The sequence below is a fragment of the Paractinoplanes tereljensis genome (genome assembly GCF_016862435.1).
Classification (GTDB): Bacteria; Actinomycetota; Actinomycetes; order Mycobacteriales; family Micromonosporaceae; genus Actinoplanes; species Actinoplanes tereljensis.
The window spans coordinates 43,286-59,892 of record NZ_BOMY01000054.1 but is presented as its reverse complement, the minus strand read 5'-3'; the positions used below and the strand labels follow the sequence as shown (position 1 = coordinate 59,892).

The window sequence follows — 16,607 nt, the reverse complement described above, 5'->3', positions numbered from 1 at the left end:
TAGCTCTTCGGTCCCGTCGCCCGGGTGGGACCGAGGGCTGGTCAGCCGGCAACTTTCCCGTCGGTGACCTCGACATGCCGGTTGGTGTCCACTGCGTCCAGCATCCGCCGGTCGTGGGTGACCAGCAGCAGTGTGCCGGTATAGGAGGACAGCGCCGATTCGAGCTGCTCGATGGCGGCCAGGTCGAGATGGTTGGTGGGCTCGTCCAACACGAGCAGATTGACCCCACGGGCCTGCAACAGGGCAAGTGCGGCCCGTGTCCGTTCCCCAGGCGAGAGCGAGGCAGCCGGCCTAGGCACATGCGCGGACCGCAGCCCGAACTTGGCCAGCAGAGTCCGCACGTCCGCGTCCGCCCACGACGGAACCTCAGCCCCGAACGCCGTCATCAGCGACTGCTCCCCGAGAAACAGCCCCCGAGCTTGGTCGATCTCCCCGACCACCACCCCCGACCCCAGGCTGGCACTCCCCGAGGAGAGCGGAATCCGCCCGAGCAGCGCCCCCAGGAGAGTGGACTTCCCCGACCCGTTGGCCCCGGTGATCGCCACCCGATCGGCCCAGTCGATCTGCAGCGTGACCGGCCCGAGAGTGAAGGAACCGCGCCGCACGACGGCGTCCCGCAGCGTAGCCACCACCGCCCCGGCCCGAGGAGCCGCGGCGATCTCCATCCGCAGTTCCCACTCCTTGCGGGGTTCCTCAACCACGTCAAGCCGCTCGATCATCCGCTCCGTCTGCCGGGCTTTGGCGGCTTGCTTCTCGCTGCTCTCCCCGCGGAGGTTCTTGCCGATCTTGTCGTTGTCCGGAACCTTGCGGCGCGCGTTCCGGACCCCTTTCTCCATCCAGGCCCGCTGCATCCGAGCCCGTTCGAGCAGATCGTCCTTCTTCCCCGCGTACTCGTCGAACTGCTCCCGCGCATGCCGCCGCGCCCGCTCGCGCTCTTCGAGGTAGGCCCCGTACCCGCCACCGAACAAATTCACCTGCTGCTGCGCAAGATCCAATTCCAAGACCTTGCTGACCGTACGGGTAAGAAACTCCCGATCGTGGCTGACCAGCACCGTCCCCGCCCGCAGCCCGCGGACGAACTCCTCGAGCCGCCGCAGCCCGTCCAGGTCGAGGTCGTTGGTGGGCTCGTCGAGCAGAAAGATGTCGTACCGGCTGAGCAGCAGCGACGCCATCCCCGCCCGAGCCGCCTGCCCACCGGACAGCGCTGTCATCGGATGGTCGAGGGCCACGGTGAGCCCGAGCTCCCCGGCCACCTGGGCCGCGCGTTCGTCCAGGTCGGCCCCGCCGAGGTCGAGCCAGCGCTCGAGCGCGACCGCGTACTCGTCGTCGGCCCCGGCCGCTCCCTCGCCGAGCCGTTCGGCGGCGGCGTCCATGGCCTCCTGGGCCGGCCCGACCCCGGTGCGGCGGGCGAGGAAGTCACGCACGGTCTCCCCGGCGCGCCGCTCCCGCTCCTGCGGCAGATATCCGACGTTCGCGGTGGGCGGGCTGAGCGTGACGGTTCCGCCCTCGAGGGGTACGAGTCCGGCCAGGGTGCGCAGCAGCGTCGTCTTCCCGGCCCCGTTCACCCCCACCAGCCCGATCACGTCTCCCGGGGCGACCACCAGGTCGAGCCCCGAGAAGAGAACGCGGTCGCCGTGGCCTGCGGCGAGTTCCCGGCCGATCATCGTGGCGCTCATATCGCCACGAATCCTATGGCCCCGCCCGACTCAGCCGGGGATCGGGACCGCGGTGCCGCTGACCCGCACGCCGGCCTCGCCCGGGTGCAGCCGCACGGTGATCCGGCTGGGCCGGCCCATGTCGTCGCCCTGGCGCAGCAGCAGGGTGTCGTCGTCCGAGGCGATCCACAGTTCGCGCAGGTAGGCGCCGAAGGCAGCGGCGGCCGCCCCGGTGGCCGGATCTTCGTAGACGCCGCCGACCGGGAACGGGTCCCGCACGTCGTAGGTGTCGTCGGTGGCCCGGAAGACCAGCTGCACGGTGGTCCAGCCGCGCGCCTCCATCAGCGCTTTCAACGCCGGCACGTCGTAGTCCAGGTCGGCGAGGCGCTGCCGGCTGCCGACGGCGAGGATCGGGTGGTACGCCCCGGCGTAGGCGACCCGCGGCGGCAGTGACTCGTCGAGGTCGAAGGCGTTCCAGCGCAGCGCGGCCAGCAGCGCCGCGAGATCGGCCTCGGGCAGGTCGGCGACGGTGGCCGGCACGCTGGTCAGGGTGGCCCGGCCGGCGTCGTCGACGGTCACCGGCACCTCGCCGGCGTTGGTCACGAAGACGTGCTCGCCCGGCCCGAGCGCGACCGCGGTGGCCACCGTCGCGTGCCCGCAGAACGGCACCTCGGCCAGCGGCGCGAAGTAGCGGACCCGGTGCCGATCACCGTCGACCGAGACCCGGAACGCGGTCTCCGAGTAGCCGACCTCGGCCGCGATGGCCAGCATCTCGTCGTCACCGAGACCCGAGGCGTCGAGCACGACACCCGCCGGGTTGCCGCCTTTGGGGTCGTCCGTGAACGCCGCGTACCGCTGGATGTCCGCCATGCTGACAGCCTGCCCGCACCGGCCGCCCGGGCGCCAGACCGACGCGTGTCACACCAGCTCCGACCGGCGCGCCGTTATTCCCGATTCGGAGTGCCACGTTGATCTCATTTTCCTGTCACACCGGCGGAGTAGCGTTCCTGCCGTGACAGACGCTGTTATCGCGATCACTCCGGTTCCGCCCGCTGACCTGCCGCGCACGGTGGGCGAGTTGCGGGCCGCGGGGCATGAATACCGCACGGTCAAGGAAGAGCTCCGGGGCAATCTGCTGGAGCGGCTGCGGGCGGGCGCGCCGCGGTTCCCGGGCATCGTCGGTTATGACGACACGGTGCTCCCGGAGGTCGAGCGGGCGCTGCTGGCCGGGCACGACATGGTGCTGCTGGGGGAGCGGGGGCAGGGCAAGACCCGGCTCATCCGCGGCCTGGTCGACCTGCTCGACGAGTGGACCCCGTTCATCACCGGCTCCGAGCTGCACGAACACCCCTATGCGCCGATCACCCCGGCGTCCCGGCGGCTGGCCGGCGAGACCGGCGATCTGCTGCCGGTGTCCTGGCTGCACCGGTCGGAGCGCTACGGCGAGAAACTCGCCACCCCCGACACCAGCGTGGGTGACCTGATCGGTGACGTCGACCCGATCAAGGTGGCCGAGGGCCGCGCGCTCGGCGACCCGGAGACCATCCACTTCGGGCTGGTGCCGCGCACCAACCGGGGCATCTTCGCGGTCAACGAGCTTCCCGACCTGGCCGAGCGCATCCAGGTCTCGCTGCTCAACGTGCTGGAGGAGCGCGACATCCAGGTGCGCGGCTACCAGCTGCGGCTGCCGCTCGACCTGCTGCTGGTGGCGTCGGCCAACCCGGAGGACTACACCAACCGCGGCCGCATCATCACCCCGCTCAAGGACCGCTTCGGCGCCGAGATCCGCACCCACTACCCGGTCGACCTGGCCCTCGAGACGGCGCTGATCCGGCAGGAAGCGGGTCTGGTCGCCAGCGTGCCCGACCACCTGGTCGACGTGCTGGCCCGCTACACCCGGGCGGTGCGCGAATCGCCGTCGGTCGACTCGCGGTCGGGCATCTCGGCCCGGTTCGCGATCGCGGCCGCCGAGACCGTGGCCGCCTCGGCGCTGCGCCGGGCCGGCCTGCGCGGCGAGCGAGAGGCGGTCGCCCGGGTCTGCGACACCGTCTCGGTCACCTCCACGCTGCGCGGCAAGGTCGAGTTCGAGAGCGGTGAGGAGGGCCGGGAGACCGAGGTCCTCGCGCACCTGCTGCGGGTCGCCACCGCCGAGACGTTCCGCGACCGGCTGGGCGGGCTCGACCTGTCCGGGTTCACCGACCTGGTCGCCGAGGGGGCCATCGTCGAGACCGGTGACCTGGTCTCGGCCGAGGAACTGCTGGGGCAGATCGGCACGGTTCCGGGGCTGGCCAAGGTGCTCGACCGGCTCGGGCTCGGCGACGCGCCCAGCCCGGGGCAGGCAGCGTCGGGCATCGAGTTCGTCCTGGAGGGGCTGCACCTGACCCGGCGGCTCGCCAAGGAACTCACCGACGACGGACGCACTCTCTACGGGAGCTGACAGCGTGGCGGGCAATACCTTCCGATACGGGGCGTGGCGCGACGGGCCCGATCCGCTCGCGCCGCCCTACGACGTGCGCGCGGCCGTCGACGAGGTGGGCGAGCGGGTGCTGGCCGGCGACAGCCTGCGTGACGTGCTGCGCGAGCTGGTCCGGCGCGGCCCGCAGGACGGCCGCGGGCTCGACGAGCTGCGCGACCGGGCCCGGCGGATGCGCCGGGAGGCGCTGCGCCGGGGCAATCTCGACGGCGCGGTGACCCGGGCCCAGCAGCTCCTCGACCAGGCCCTCGCGGCCGAGCGGGACGCTCTGCGGGCCTCGAACGACGACGACGCGCGGTTCGCCGAGGCGGTGCTGGACAACCTGCCCCGCTCGACGTCCCGAGCCGTCGAGGAATTGTCCGAATATAACTGGACATCGGACGAAGCTCGGGGGCTCTACCAGCAGATTCTCGATGGCCTTAAGCGCGAGGTGGTCGAGCAGCGGTTCGCCGGGATGAAGCAGGCCCTGGAGAACGGCAACTTCGACGGCGTCTCGGAAATGGTCGAGGACCTCAACGACCTGCTGCGGCGACACGCCCGGGGCGAGGACACCAACGACGCCTTTCAGCAGTTCATGTCCAAGCACGGCCAGTTCTTCCCCGAGAACCCGGCCAACGTCGAGGAACTGATCGACTCCCTGGCCCGGCGGGCAGCGGCGGCCGAGCGGCTGATGCGCTCGCTCTCCCCGCAGCAGCAGGAAGAGCTCTCCCGGCTGATGGACCAGGCCCTCGGCGACAGTGGGCTGCGCGGGCAGCTCGGCGAGATGACCGACAACCTGCGCGCACTGCGCCCCCAGCTCAACTGGGGCCGCGGCGAACGGGTACGCGGCCCGAACGACCTGGGCTACGGCGACGCGGCCGCCGCTCTCGGCGAGATCGGTGACCTCGACGAACTGCTCGAACAGCTGAGCCAGGAGCATCCCGGGGCGACCCTCGACGACATCGACGTCGAGATGGTGGAGCGGCAGCTCGGCCGCGGTGCCGCCGACGACGTGCGCCGGCTGCGCGACCTCGAACGCGAACTGTCCCGGCAGGGCTGGGTCAGCCGCGACGAGGACGGCCTGACGCTTTCGCCCAAGGCGTTGCGCCGGCTCGGCCGCACCGCCCTGGCCAAGGTCTTCGACGAGCTGTCCGGCAAGCGGCAGGGCCAGCACGACCTGCGCGACGCCGGCGCGGCCGGCGACCTGATCGGCTCGTCCCGCCGCTGGGAGTACGGCGACGAGCAGCCGCTCGACGTGGTCCGCACCATCGGTAACGCGGTCCGGCGCCGGGCCTCGTCCGGTGGCACCGCGACCCTGCCGGTGCGGCTGACTCCGGACGACTTCGAGGTGGCCGAGACAGAGCACCGGGCCTCGGCCGTGGTCGCGCTGTGCGTCGACCTGTCGTACTCGATGTATGCGGACGGCCGCTGGGGACCGATGAAACAGACCGCCCTCGCGCTGTCGCACCTGGTGGCGACCCAGTTCCCGCAGGACTCGCTGCAGATCATCGGGTTCGGCAAGTACGCCTCGGTGCTGTCCCAGGGGCAACTCGCGGCGATCGACCCCACCGCCGAGAAGGGCACCAACCTGCAGCACGCCCTCAACCTGGCCGGCCGGCACCTGCGCCGGCACCCGGGGGCCGAGCCGGTGGTGATGGTGGTGACCGACGGCGAGCCGACCGCGCACCTGGAGGACGGCGATTCCTACTTCTGGTGGCCGCCCACCCCGGAGACCATCCGGGCCACGGTCCACGAGGTCGATCACCTGACCCGGTTCGGCGCGACCCTCAACTTCTTCATGCTGGGTGAGGACCCGGGCCTGCAGCGTTTCGTGGGCCGGGTGGCCGAGCGCAACGGCGGCCGGGTGTTCAGCCCGGACGCCGAGGAGTTGGGCCGCTACGTGGTGGACGACTACGTGCGCGCACGCCGGGGACGCCGATGAACTAGGTTCCTAGGACGCCGGACACGCTGTGCGGCACGCGACGGGTGACGGGTTGCAGGCTCAGGGCTGGTTATAGTGGCTCGGCGAGTGACCGGTACCAAACCGGTCGGGGGCAAGCTTGCCCGGAGTCCGGCCTGCGCCGTCTCCGGAGGGGGAGAGGAAGTCGCGATGTCGCAGCAGCCTGCGCCGTCCATCACCGCCTCCAACCGGATCTGGACGATCCCCAACGTGATCAGCTTCATCCGGTTGCTCGGCGTGCCGCTGTTCCTCTATCTCCTGCTCGGCCCGCACCACGACGTGGCCGCGCTGATCGTGCTGGCCGTCGGCGGCACCACCGACTGGGTCGACGGCTTCGTCGCCCGCCGGATGAACTCGGTGAGCCGCCTCGGTGAGCTGCTCGACCCGTTCGCCGACCGGCTCTACATCCTGGCCACCCTGATCGGCTTCACCATCCGCGGCGTCGTCCCGTGGTGGCTGACCGGCGCGCTGCTGCTGCGCGAGGTCGTGATGGGCATCGCGCTGCTGGTGCTGCGCCGGCACGGGCACAGCGGGGCGCTCCCGGTGCACTACGTCGGCAAGACCGGCACGTTCGTGCTGCTCGGCGCGTTCCCGATCCTGCTGCTCGCGCACGCCGTCGACGCCACCTCGGCGTGGGCTACCCCGATCGGCTGGGGTCTGGCCTGGTGGGCGCTCTACCTGTACTGGGCGGCCGCCGCCCTCTACCTCATGCAGATCGCCCAGCTGCTGCGGGCCGACCGGGTCCAGCCGACGGCGGCCACCGGATGACCACGCCGGACGAGACCCCGCCCAAGCGGGTCTTCACCCCCGACTTCCTCACCGAGCTGTTCCGCAATCCCCTCGAACCCGGCTATGCCGCCGCCGCGGCCCGCAAGGCCGTCGAGGGCCAGCCCACCGGCCCGCGCCGACATCTGACCAGCGGCGTCCTCGCGCTCACCCTGGTCGCCCTGGGTTTCCTGCTGGTCGTCGCCTACCAGCAGACGATGGCCGACGAGCCGGCCCGCACCACCGCCCGGGCCAGCCTGGTCGAACAGGTCCAGAAGCGCCGCGATGAAACGGTCCAACTCCAGACCCGGGCCGAGCAGCTCACCGACGAGGTCAACGAGCTGCGCGAACGCGAGCTCGGCGGGGCCACCGTGGCGAAACTCCGCGACCTCGAGGCGGCCACCGGCCTGGCCGCGGTCACCGGCTCGGGCGCCAAGGTCACCCTGGTCGACGGGCCGACCCCGATCAACGCGGTGACCGGCGAGCGCAACACCGTGGCCCGGGTCAAGGACACCGACCTGCAGCTGGCCACCAACGCGCTCTGGTCGCTGGGCGCCGAGGCCATCGCGATCAACGGCCAGCGCCTCACCGCGACCTCCACGATCCGGCAGGCGGGCGAAGCGATCCTGGTCGACTTCCGGCCGGTGAGCTCGCCCTACGAGGTGATCGCGATCGGGCCCGACGACCTCGACAAGGACTTCGAGGACGGTTACGCGGGCCACTTCTTCAAGCAGCTGGTGTCCAAGTACGGCATGTCCTTCAACGCGCGCGAGGCCAAGAACGTCACCCTCGCGGCGGCCACCGAACTGAAACTGCGGGTGGCCGTGCCATCCACCCCTCCGCCCGCTCCCTCGGGCTCCTCGTTCCCCTCGGGCTCGGTGTCGGCCGACCCGAAAGCATCGGAAGGCGGCCGATGATCGCCGTACTCGCCCTCGTCGCAGGTGTCGTCCTGGGCATCGTTTTCCACCCGAGCGTGCCGGCTCCGCTGTTGCCCTATCTGCCGATCGCCGTGGTCGCCGCGCTCGACGCGGTGTTCGGCGGGGTGCGCGCCAAACTCGACGGGATCTTCGACGACAAACAGTTCGTCATCTCGTTCATCTCGAACGTGCTGGTCGCCGCCCTGATCGTCTATCTCGGCGATCAACTCGGGGTGGGCGGGCAACTCTCCACCGGCGTCGTCGTGGTCCTCGGCGTGCGCATCTTCGGCAACGTGGCGGCCATCCGCCGCCACCTCTTCCGGGCCTGATCATGACCGACGACCGCAACCAGGACCTGCCCACCGCCGGCCGCCGTCCACCGCACGCCGAAAAACCCGATAAAACCGATATAGGTACGGGCCACCCCGCCCCCGAAAGCACGACGCCCGCCCCAGAAGCGCACCGGCTGCAAAGCACCCCGTCCCCTGGTGAAGCGACCGCGCCCGTGACCCGGCCGCCATTCCCGGCGCCCGACGACGAGGTGACCGCGCCGATGGCCCGGCCGGCCGCGCCCACCGTGGAGCGCGCCGGCGACGACGAGGTGACCGAGCGACTCAGCCCGCCGGCCGCGCTGCCGCCGGTGCGGCGCGACGAGCCGATCGGGGAGGGGCCGACCACCCGCCTGGAGCGGCCGGCCCGGGATCCGGGCGGCGAGACCCGGCGGATCACCCCGTCACTCGAACCGGTGACGGTGGAAGCGGAAGCGCCGGAGCCGAGTGCCACGGGACCGTCTGCGGAGCCCGTACCGGAAGCGCCTGATCCCGCCGTACCCACGAAGGAAGCGGAGGCGGAGGCAGCGCCGGAAGCACCGACGGCCGCGAAAGCGGCATCGCCGCGCCGGCTCACCTCGGCCGGCACGCTCATCCTGGTCTTGCTGGCGTTGTTCGGTTTCACCCTGGTCGTGCAGTTGCGCAGCAACGACGGCGACGAGGGATTGGCCACGATGCGCCAGGAGGACCTGGTGCGGATCCTGTCGGACCTGGACTCCAGCGACAGCCGGTTGCAGAGCCAGATCAGCGCGCTGGAGAACAGTCAGCGGCAGCTGAGCTCGGGTGTGGCCGGCCGGCAGGCGGCCCTGGCCGAGGCGGAGAAGCGCGCCGATGAACTCGGCCTGCTCGCGGGCACCCTCCCGGGTCGTGGGCCGGGCCTGGTGATCACGATGGACAAGGTGAAGGCATCGGCGTTGCTCAACGCGGTGCAGGAGCTGCGCGGGGCCGGCGGCGAGGTGCTGCAGCTGGGCGGTTCCAACGGGCAGACCGTGCGGATCGTCGCGTCCAGCTACTTCGTGGACGCGGAGGGTGGCGGGATCATCGCCGACAATGCCAAGCTCAGTGCCCCGTACACGTTGACCGTGATCGGATCTCCCCAGACTATGCAGACCGCGCTGCAGATCCCGGGCGGGGTGGTCGCGTCGGTGAACAGCAACGGCGGTAGCGTGACGATGGAACAGCAAACCGAGGTCGAGGTGACCGCGGTGCGCCAGGCCAAGACTTTGCAGTACGCGCGGCCGGCTTCATGAGGGTGGGCCGGTTCGGTCAGACATACGGGAGAGATGCGTGATTCCTGAGGACCTGCGGTACACGGCGGAACACGAGTGGGTGTCCGGTGACGGCAGCGGGCCCGTGCGGGTGGGCATTACCCACTACGCGCAGGACGCGCTCGGCGACATCGTCTTCGTGCAGCTGCCCGAGGAGGGCACGGCGGTCGCGGCCGGCGACTCGCTCGGCGAGATCGAGTCGACCAAGAGCGTCTCGGAGATCTATGCGCCGATCGCCGGCACCGTGGTGTCGAGGAACGCCTCGCTGGCCGACGAGCCCGAGTTGATCAACGCCGAGCCGTACGCGGCGGGCTGGCTCGTCGAGATCGCGCCGGACGATCCGGCGTCGGTCGGACAGTTGCTGGACGCGGGCGCTTATCAATCTTTGACGGAAGGCTAGCCGCGCGTCCGGTTGCTCGCTGATATTGGCGCTGACTAGGCTCGCCTTTGCTTTTGACGAAAACTCTGTAATTGAAGACCGATAGTCGTGCGTCCGGGCCTGACGGCTGCGGCGGGGGATCTTTGCCCGTGCCGCCTGGCGACGACCAACTGATCCGTGAGGTGGTCCGATGACGCGCCCAGACGACGAGTTCCCCCCACTCGACGTCACGTCCACGCTGAACCTCGGTGCGCTCGATGAGGTACTGGAGGGTCCCGACACCGACGTGGTGCCGAGCCGGATGTCCGGTTCGCTCCCGCCGGGAATGGCGCTGCTGGTCGTGCGCCGGGGCCCCAACGCGGGCGCCCGGTTCCTGCTGGACCACGACGTGACCACCAGCGGCCGGCACCCCGACAGCGACATCTTTCTGGACGATGTGACGGTTTCCCGCAGGCACGCCGAATTCCACCGCGACGGCGGCACCTTCACGGTGCGCGACGTCGGCTCGCTCAACGGCACTTATGTGAACCGTGAGCGGGTCGAGGCGGCAACCCTGAGTAACGGGGACGAGGTGCAGATCGGCAAGTTCCGCCTGGTGTTCATCGCCGGCCCGCGGCCGGAGGGCGAGGGTAACTGATCGTGAATGCGTCGGGGGCGGCCGCGCGCGACCCAGGGCCACGCCATTCGGGTCAGCGCGAGGCTGCGCTGATGAGCATCGGGGAGGTGCTGGCCCATCTGCGCACCGAGTTCCCCGACACGACGATCTCGAAGTTGCGGTTCCTGGAGGCGGAAGGGCTTGTCGATCCCGAACGCACCGCCTCCGGCTACCGGAAGTACTCGTGGAACGACGTGGCCCGGCTGCGCTTCGTGCTGACCGCGCAACGGGACCAATATCTTCCGTTGCGGGTGATCCGCGAGCAGCTCGACCGGATGGAAGAGCAGCCGGCCGCCCCCGCGCGGCCGGCGCTGGTCGCGGTCGGCAGCGAGAAGGCGACCGATCCGTCCGACACCCGGGTCCCCCGGGAGGATGTGATCGAACGCACTGGGGTCTCGCCGAAGCTGCTCGACGAACTCGAGCAGATCGGTCTCGTGACGGCCAAACCACCGGGGTGGTACGACGGTGACGCCGTACTTATCGTGGAGGCTGTCGTCGGGCTGACCCACTACGGCCTGGAGGCGCGCCACCTGCGGGCGTTCCGGGCCGCGGCCGACCGCGAGGTTGGCCTGTTCACACAGCTTCTGGCGCCGCTGGTGCGGCAGAACGACCCGGCCGCGAAGGCCCGGGCCGGCGAGACCGCGCGCGATCTGCAGGCGTTGTCGCAGAAGCTGCACGCCGCGCTGGTGCGCGCCGGACTACGCGGGGAACTCGGCCGCTGAGCCGTTCCGGCGGGCGCCCGCAAGGCGTGTACCGTGCAGGATGTGGGGGCCGTGCAGTCGCGGCGACCGGAAAAACAACGACACACGGAGGCGGGCGGTGCGCGAGCTGAGCGTGGTCGGAGTTCGGGTGGAACTGCCGAGCAACCAGCCGATCGTCCTGCTGCGGGAAGTCGACGGTGATCGGTATCTTCCGATCTGGATCGGCGCCGTGGAGGCGACGGCCATCGCGTACGAGCAGCAGGGCGTGAAACCGGCCCGGCCCCTGACCCACGACCTCCTCCGGGACATCCTCGCGGCCCTGCAGGCACCCCTGCGGGCCGTGGAGATCACCGAGTTGAAGGACAACGTCTTCTACGCCGACCTGCTGATCGGCGAAGACCTGCGGGTGTCGGCCCGGCCGAGCGACTCGATCGCCCTGGCCCTGCGGGTCGGCGCGCCGATCCGCTGTGCCGACCAGGTGCTGACCGAGGCCGGTATCGTCATTCCCGACGAGCAGGAGGACGAGGTCGAGAAGTTCCGCGAGTTCCTCGACCAGGTCCGCCCCGAAGACTTTGCCGGATAGTTTCGTCTTCCTCCATACGCGGCGTGTCGCCGCATTACCTGACTGTTTCGGCGACCACTGAGATATACGCTCGTGAAGTCCAGGTGAAGCGGCACCGCGCAGCGGGGAGGTAGTCGCGTGCACGAGCAGCCGGAAGAGGGCCCACTCGTCGGCGAGGACGGAACAGTTGGCTATCGAGGGGTGACGGCCTGCCAGGCGGTCGGCATCAGCTACCGCCAGCTCGACTACTGGGCACGCACGACGCTGGTGATCCCGAGCGTCCGCGACGCCTCCGGCTCCGGCACCCAGCGCCTCTACTCGTTCCGCGACCTGGTCGTCCTCAAGGTCGTCAAGCGCCTGCTGGACGCCGGCGTCTCCCTGCAGAACATCCGCCGCGCCATCGAGACCCTGCGCTCCCGCGGCGTGGAAGACCTGGCCGGCATCACCCTCATCTCCGATGGCACCACGGTCTACGAGTGCCGCTCGCCGGAAGAGGTCGTCGATCTGCTGCAGGGCGGCCAGGGCGTGTTCGGCATCGCCATCGGCGGCGCCTTCAAGGAGATCCAGGGCTCCCTGTCCCACCTGCCCGCCGAGCCGGCCACCGGCCCCACCCCCGTGGGCGTCCCCGCCGAACCAGCAGCGGGCGACGAGCTGGCGGCCCGCCGGGCCCGCCGCCGCGCCGGCTAGCCGGCTTTCCGTCGCAGCTTGACGGTGCTGTCGGTGCGTTCGATCAGGTCGCCGTCGGGGCCCTTCTGCTGGCGGGGGTGAACGACCGCCGTCAGCACCTCCCAGCCGTCCCCGAGGTCGAGCGACTTGATCACCTCGTCCGGCGCCGGGAAGTGGATCTCCTGGTGCCCCTCGTGCCGGAACGGCCCGTGATCCATGTGTCCCTCGATCAGCAGCACCCCGCCCGGGCTCACCGCCTGCGCGGCCCGGCGCAGGATCTTCTCCCGGTCGAAGTCCTCCCAGAAGTGCAGGAACTGCGCCGACACCAGGTCGAACTCCCCGTCCGGGAACGTCTTCTCCAGGTTGTGCTGCTGAAAATCAACCGACACACCCGCCTCGGCGGCATGCGCGGCGGCCCGCTGCAGGGCCACGCCGGAGATGTCGGCCGCGGTGACCTGCCAGCCGTTGCGGGCCAGCCAGACCGCGTCGGCCCCTTCCCCGCACCCCAGATCGAGGGCCCGCCCCGGCGGCAGATCACCGACCTCGGCCACCAACTCGACGTTGGCGTTGCCACTCCAGATCCGGTTTTCCTCGCGGTAGCGGGCGTCCCAAGCTTCCTCGTCACTCATGCCCCCAGAATGCGACGCCCGCGCCCCCACGCCGAGTTTCCTTGCCAGAACAGCAAACCGCCGCGCCGGTTTCGGCCGTTCGCGTAGCGTCGGCACGGTGATCCCGCAGAACTTCCCGCTCTACATCACCGAGCCGGGCAACCAGACCTGGCTGGTGATCGGCTGGCTGCCGGACCGCGACTCGGGCCTTCCCCGCCAGCCGGTGGTCCTGCTCTGCGGCGCGGAGACCGAACAGCCCCGAGTGCTGGAACAGACCGTCCCGTTCCGCGTAGTAGGCACCGGCACCCACCCGCTGTAGCGGCGGGACGCGCGCCGTCCTGAGGCGTTGCGGTTGGGCCGGCCGCCTGCGACGTAGCGGCCGGGCCGTCCTTCTTCGGCGTTGTGGCGGGGTCGTTCTCCTGTGGCGTGGCGGCCGGGCCGGGGGATCACCCGGCAGTCCGCTTGGTCAGGCGATCTCGGTGCGTCGCCGGCGTAGCGCGCGCAGGGCGCTGATGGCACCCGTGACGGCGAGTGCCCAGACGACGAGCAGCGGCTGCCCGAGAAGCCGGATCGCGCGGGCGGCGTCGGTGTCGAGGCCGAAGCCGTCGCGGTGCTCGGCGAACTGGGCGATGTTGCCCGGCAGGATCGCGACGAAGAACGCCGCAGTGACGGCACCCACGATGCCGCGCGCGGGTTGCCGCCAGACGGCGAGCAGGGCCACCGCCAGGCACAGCTCGACCACACCGGACACGATGACCACGACGTTCGCGTCGATCGGCAGCCAGGACGGCACCTGCGCCCGAAACTCCACCCGGGCGAAGGTCAGGTGCGCGATGCCGGTGAACAGCAGCACCGCACCCAGCACAAGCTGACCCACCGCGCCGACCACACGCCGCATGGCCACCTCTTCCCGTCAGCCTGACCACCCAAGATACGAGAGGGCCGGCGGCGACCGCCGCGGACCCTCCGTGCAGCGCCCCCGTTCGCTCTCGCACACGCGACGATTGCCGAACGACGACGGACCGATCGCCGACGCTCGCCGAGCCGGAAGTGGATCCCAGGCCCCGTTAGCGCAGATCAGCTGGCCAGTTTGCGGCTTACGTCCTGGCGGGCCGGGCTTCCAGCCTTCGGTGTAGCGGGCCGGTCGTCCGGGTGTTGCTTGTGGTCCTGGCTGGCCGGTCGGGCTTCCCGGCCCCCGTATTGCAGGCCCGTCGGCCGGGCGTGGCCTATGTCCTGACTGGCTGGTCCGCCGGGTGCGGCTCTCAGCCCCGATAACGCCGGTCAGGCGGTCGGTTTGCGGCCCGCGTACTGGCCGGTTGGGCGGAAACGGCTCGGGCGGTCGCCGTACTCCTCGAGGGCGTGCGCCAACCAGCCGGCCGTTCGCCCCACCGCGAAGATTGTCTCGCCGGCGTCGGCCGGCATGCCGTGGGTGAGGGTGAGCGCGGCCAGCGCGAAGTCGATGTTGGGGTGGATGCCGGCGCGGGTGCGCATCGCGTCGATCATCAGCTCGGCGGTGTCGCGCACCGGGCCGTCGGCGATCATCTCCATGAGGGTGGTCGCGCGGGGGTCGCCGTCCGGGTAGAGCGGATGCCCGAAGCCCGGGACCGGCGCCCCCGAACGCTGCCGGTCGGTGATCGTGCCAACCGGGTCCTTGGACGCCATCGCGTCGGCGACCATCGCGTGGGCCAGCCCGCTGGCCGCGCCGTGCAGTGGGCCGTCGAGGGCGGCGAGGCCGGCGCTGACCACGGCGTAGGGGTGGGCCCGCGTCGACGCCGCCACCCGAGCGGCCAGTGTGGAGGCCGCGATGTCGTGGTCGGCCAGCAGGATCAGGGCGGCGTTCAGCAGGTCGTGGTCGGGTTCCGCGGTGCTCAGCCGCGGCCACAGGGTCTGCGCGAGGCTCGCTCCCGGGTGGGCGGCCGCGGTCGCGGCGACGGGGACCACCTCGAGGTAGCCGTCGATGACCTGCCGGGCGTGGGGGAGTGCCGCGACCATGGTGGCGAGCAAGGTGCGTCCGGTCGTCAGGACGGCGGCGGGGGTGGTGTCGAAACGGAGCGGGTCGGCGGCGGCCGCCGCCGCGACGATGACTCGGAGCCGGTCGGTGGTGCGTGCCGTCCGGGGCAGCTGCATGCTCACCCGCACGGCGAGATCGAGCAACTCGGCGGTGGGCTCAAGGGCCACATGCTCGAGATCACCGGCCCAGAGTAGGGTCACGACCGCCTCATAACTCGCCGTGCGCGCCAGCACGCAGGTGTCGCGTCCGCGGTAATAGAGACCCCCGTCCTTGATCAGCGTGATGCCGGTCTGGATGCCGGGAGTGGTCGGGCGGCGGCGGCTCGCCACGAAGGCGTCGACGTCCGGTTTTTCGAAAAGACTGCTCTTGCCGTCGGCGTTGCGGCGGCTGGTGAGCAGGCCGCGGCTGACGTAGGCGTAGACGGTTGCGGGCTTGATGCCGAGGCGGTCGGCGACCTGCTCGGTGGTCATCAGATGGGGATCCGGGGGCATGTGGAGATGCTCTCATATTGACTGGATCAATGTTGACATCAACATGTTGACGGAACATGTTGATGACATGTTGACTGTCAACCCAGGACTGGCCGGTGTCGTAGCGTTCGACACCGAGATCGCCGAACCGGACCGCGACGGCGGCGCCCTGCGATACCGCGGCGTGGACGTCCGCGAGCTGGCCGGAAAGATCACCTTCGCCGAGGTGTGGGGCCTGCTCGCCGACGGCGACCTGACCCAGGGCCTGCCGCCCGCCGAGCCGTTCCCGATCCCGGTGCACTCCGGCGACACCCGGGTCGACGTGCAGGCCGCGGTCACGCTGCTCGCTCCGTACTGGGGCATGCGCCCGCTGATCGACATCGACCACGCGCAGGCCCGCGACGACCTGGCCCGGGTCTCGGTGATGACCCTGTCGTACGTGGCCCAGTCGGCCCGCGGCACCCATCGCCCGGCGGTGCCGCAGCGCATCGTCGACGGCGGCCGCAACGCGACCGAACGCTTCATGCTGCGCTGGCAGGGCGACCCCGACCCGCGGCACGTCGCGGCGATCGACCGCTACTGGGTCTGCGCCGCCGAGCACGGCATGAACGCCTCGACGTTCACCGCCCGGGTGGTGGCCAGCACCGGCGCCGACGTGCCCGCCTGCATGTCCGCCGCGGTCGCGGCGCTGTCCGGCCCGCTGCACGGCGGCGCGCCGGCCCGGGCACTCAGCATGATCGAGGACGTGGAGCGCAGCGCCGACCCACGCACCTACGTGAAGGGCCTGCTGGACAGCGGCAAACGCCTGATGGGTTTCGGTCACGCGGTCTACCGGGCGGAGGACCCGCGCGCCGCAATCCTGCGCGAGGCGGCCCGCGAGCTGGGTGCCCCGCGCTACGAGGTAGCCCTGCAGCTGGAGAAGGCGGCCTTGGCCGAACTCCGCGAACGCAAGCCCGACCGAGTCCTGGAGACCAACGTGGAGTACTGGGCCGCCGTGGTGCTCGACTTCGCCCAGGTCCCGTCAGACATGTTCGCGTCCATGTTCACCTGCGCCCGCACGGCCGGCTGGAGCGCCCACATCCTCGAACAGAAGCGCCTAGGCAAGATCATCCGCCCCTCCGCCGACTACGTAGGCCCACCCGAACGCCCAGCCACCGAGCTAGCCGGCTGGGACGCCACGGTGAAGAAGTACGCCTGACCGAAGCCGCC

18 protein-coding genes are annotated in these 16,607 nt (G+C 70.8%); 13 read left to right on the top strand and 5 right to left on the bottom strand.

Annotation, left to right across the window (positions count from 1 at the left end; all coding sequences use genetic code 11):
• Positions 1 to 41 precede the first annotated feature (41 nt).
• Together Ate02nite_RS42530 and Ate02nite_RS42525 are read right to left on the bottom strand one after the other, a co-directional pair.
• Positions 42 to 1,676, bottom strand: a complete 1,635-nt coding sequence (locus tag Ate02nite_RS42530) for an ABC-F family ATP-binding cassette domain-containing protein (protein ID WP_203813639.1) — start codon at positions 1,674 to 1,676, stop codon at positions 42 to 44.
• 30 nt (positions 1,677 to 1,706) lie between these two features.
• The gene (locus tag Ate02nite_RS42525; RefSeq protein ID WP_203813638.1) at positions 1,707 to 2,525 is read right to left on the bottom strand and encodes a PhzF family phenazine biosynthesis protein; all 819 of its coding nucleotides are present in this window, start codon (positions 2,523 to 2,525) and stop codon (positions 1,707 to 1,709) included.
• 142 nt (positions 2,526 to 2,667) lie between these two features.
• On the opposite strand from Ate02nite_RS42525, the gene Ate02nite_RS42520 reads away from it, so the two are divergent.
• The 11 genes from Ate02nite_RS42520 (at position 2,668) to Ate02nite_RS42470 (ending at position 12,330) form a co-directional block, all read left to right on the top strand.
• The gene (locus Ate02nite_RS42520) at positions 2,668 to 4,092 is read left to right on the top strand and encodes a sigma 54-interacting transcriptional regulator (RefSeq protein ID WP_203813637.1); all 1,425 of its coding nucleotides are present in this window, start codon (positions 2,668 to 2,670) and stop codon (positions 4,090 to 4,092) included.
• A 4-nt stretch (positions 4,093 to 4,096) separates the two neighbouring features.
• Positions 4,097 to 6,049 (top strand): vWA domain-containing protein, encoded by a 1,953-nt coding sequence (locus Ate02nite_RS42515; RefSeq protein ID WP_203813636.1) that lies wholly within the window; start codon positions 4,097 to 4,099, stop codon positions 6,047 to 6,049.
• A 168-nt stretch (positions 6,050 to 6,217) separates the two neighbouring features.
• Positions 6,218 to 6,835 carry a cardiolipin synthase ClsA gene (clsA, locus tag Ate02nite_RS42510; RefSeq protein WP_203813635.1) on the top strand — a complete coding sequence of 206 codons (618 nt, stop codon included), beginning with the start codon at positions 6,218 to 6,220 and terminating at the stop codon, positions 6,833 to 6,835.
• Entirely contained in the window at positions 6,832 to 7,749 is a 918-nt protein-coding gene (locus tag Ate02nite_RS42505; RefSeq protein ID WP_203813634.1) for a DUF881 domain-containing protein, read from the top strand. The genes clsA and Ate02nite_RS42505 overlap by 4 nt, the downstream gene beginning before the upstream one ends.
• Positions 7,746 to 8,078, top strand: a complete 333-nt coding sequence (locus Ate02nite_RS42500) for a small basic family protein (protein WP_203813633.1) — start codon at positions 7,746 to 7,748, stop codon at positions 8,076 to 8,078. Before Ate02nite_RS42505 ends, Ate02nite_RS42500 begins: the two co-directional genes overlap by 4 nt.
• Before the next feature lie 176 nt (positions 8,079 to 8,254).
• Positions 8,255 to 9,328 (top strand): DUF881 domain-containing protein, encoded by a 1,074-nt coding sequence (locus Ate02nite_RS42495; protein WP_239148114.1) that lies wholly within the window; start codon positions 8,255 to 8,257, stop codon positions 9,326 to 9,328.
• A 37-nt stretch (positions 9,329 to 9,365) separates the two neighbouring features.
• Positions 9,366 to 9,746 carry a glycine cleavage system protein GcvH gene (gene gcvH, locus Ate02nite_RS42490; RefSeq protein WP_203813632.1) on the top strand — a complete coding sequence of 127 codons (381 nt, stop codon included), beginning with the start codon at positions 9,366 to 9,368 and terminating at the stop codon, positions 9,744 to 9,746.
• A 169-nt stretch (positions 9,747 to 9,915) separates the two neighbouring features.
• Positions 9,916 to 10,362, top strand: coding sequence for an oxoglutarate dehydrogenase inhibitor Odhl (odhI, locus tag Ate02nite_RS42485; protein WP_203813631.1), 447 nt, complete (start codon positions 9,916 to 9,918; stop codon positions 10,360 to 10,362).
• Between the two features lie 71 nt (positions 10,363 to 10,433).
• Positions 10,434 to 11,102 carry a transcriptional regulator FtsR gene (gene ftsR / locus Ate02nite_RS42480; protein WP_203813630.1) on the top strand — a complete coding sequence of 223 codons (669 nt, stop codon included), beginning with the start codon at positions 10,434 to 10,436 and terminating at the stop codon, positions 11,100 to 11,102.
• A gap of 97 nt (positions 11,103 to 11,199) precedes the next feature.
• Positions 11,200 to 11,664 (top strand): bifunctional nuclease family protein, encoded by a 465-nt coding sequence (locus tag Ate02nite_RS42475; RefSeq protein WP_020514441.1) that lies wholly within the window; start codon positions 11,200 to 11,202, stop codon positions 11,662 to 11,664.
• A 117-nt stretch (positions 11,665 to 11,781) separates the two neighbouring features.
• Entirely contained in the window at positions 11,782 to 12,330 is a 549-nt protein-coding gene (locus Ate02nite_RS42470) for a MerR family transcriptional regulator (RefSeq protein ID WP_203813629.1), read from the top strand.
• On the opposite strand, the gene Ate02nite_RS42465 is transcribed toward Ate02nite_RS42470, so the two are convergent.
• Positions 12,327 to 12,938, bottom strand: a complete 612-nt coding sequence (locus Ate02nite_RS42465) for a class I SAM-dependent methyltransferase (protein WP_203813628.1) — start codon at positions 12,936 to 12,938, stop codon at positions 12,327 to 12,329. The genes Ate02nite_RS42470 and Ate02nite_RS42465 overlap by 4 nt on opposite strands.
• A gap of 97 nt (positions 12,939 to 13,035) precedes the next feature.
• Here Ate02nite_RS42465 and Ate02nite_RS42460 point away from each other — a divergent pair, with 97 nt between their 5' ends.
• Positions 13,036 to 13,236 (top strand): hypothetical protein, encoded by a 201-nt coding sequence (locus Ate02nite_RS42460; protein ID WP_203813627.1) that lies wholly within the window; start codon positions 13,036 to 13,038, stop codon positions 13,234 to 13,236.
• 147 nt (positions 13,237 to 13,383) lie between these two features.
• On the opposite strand, the gene Ate02nite_RS42455 is transcribed toward Ate02nite_RS42460, so the two are convergent.
• Together Ate02nite_RS42455 and Ate02nite_RS42450 are read right to left on the bottom strand one after the other, a co-directional pair.
• Positions 13,384 to 13,815, bottom strand: coding sequence for a DoxX family protein (locus Ate02nite_RS42455; protein WP_203813626.1), 432 nt, complete (start codon positions 13,813 to 13,815; stop codon positions 13,384 to 13,386).
• A 383-nt stretch (positions 13,816 to 14,198) separates the two neighbouring features.
• Positions 14,199 to 15,419, bottom strand: coding sequence for a citrate synthase family protein (locus Ate02nite_RS42450; RefSeq protein WP_203813625.1), 1,221 nt, complete (start codon positions 15,417 to 15,419; stop codon positions 14,199 to 14,201).
• Positions 15,420 to 15,486: 67 nt separating this feature from the next.
• On the opposite strand from Ate02nite_RS42450, the gene Ate02nite_RS42445 reads away from it, so the two are divergent.
• On the top strand, positions 15,487 to 16,596 hold the full coding sequence (locus Ate02nite_RS42445) for a citrate synthase 2 (protein ID WP_203813624.1): 1,110 nt from the start codon (positions 15,487 to 15,489) through the stop codon (positions 16,594 to 16,596).
• Positions 16,597 to 16,607 lie beyond the last annotated feature (11 nt).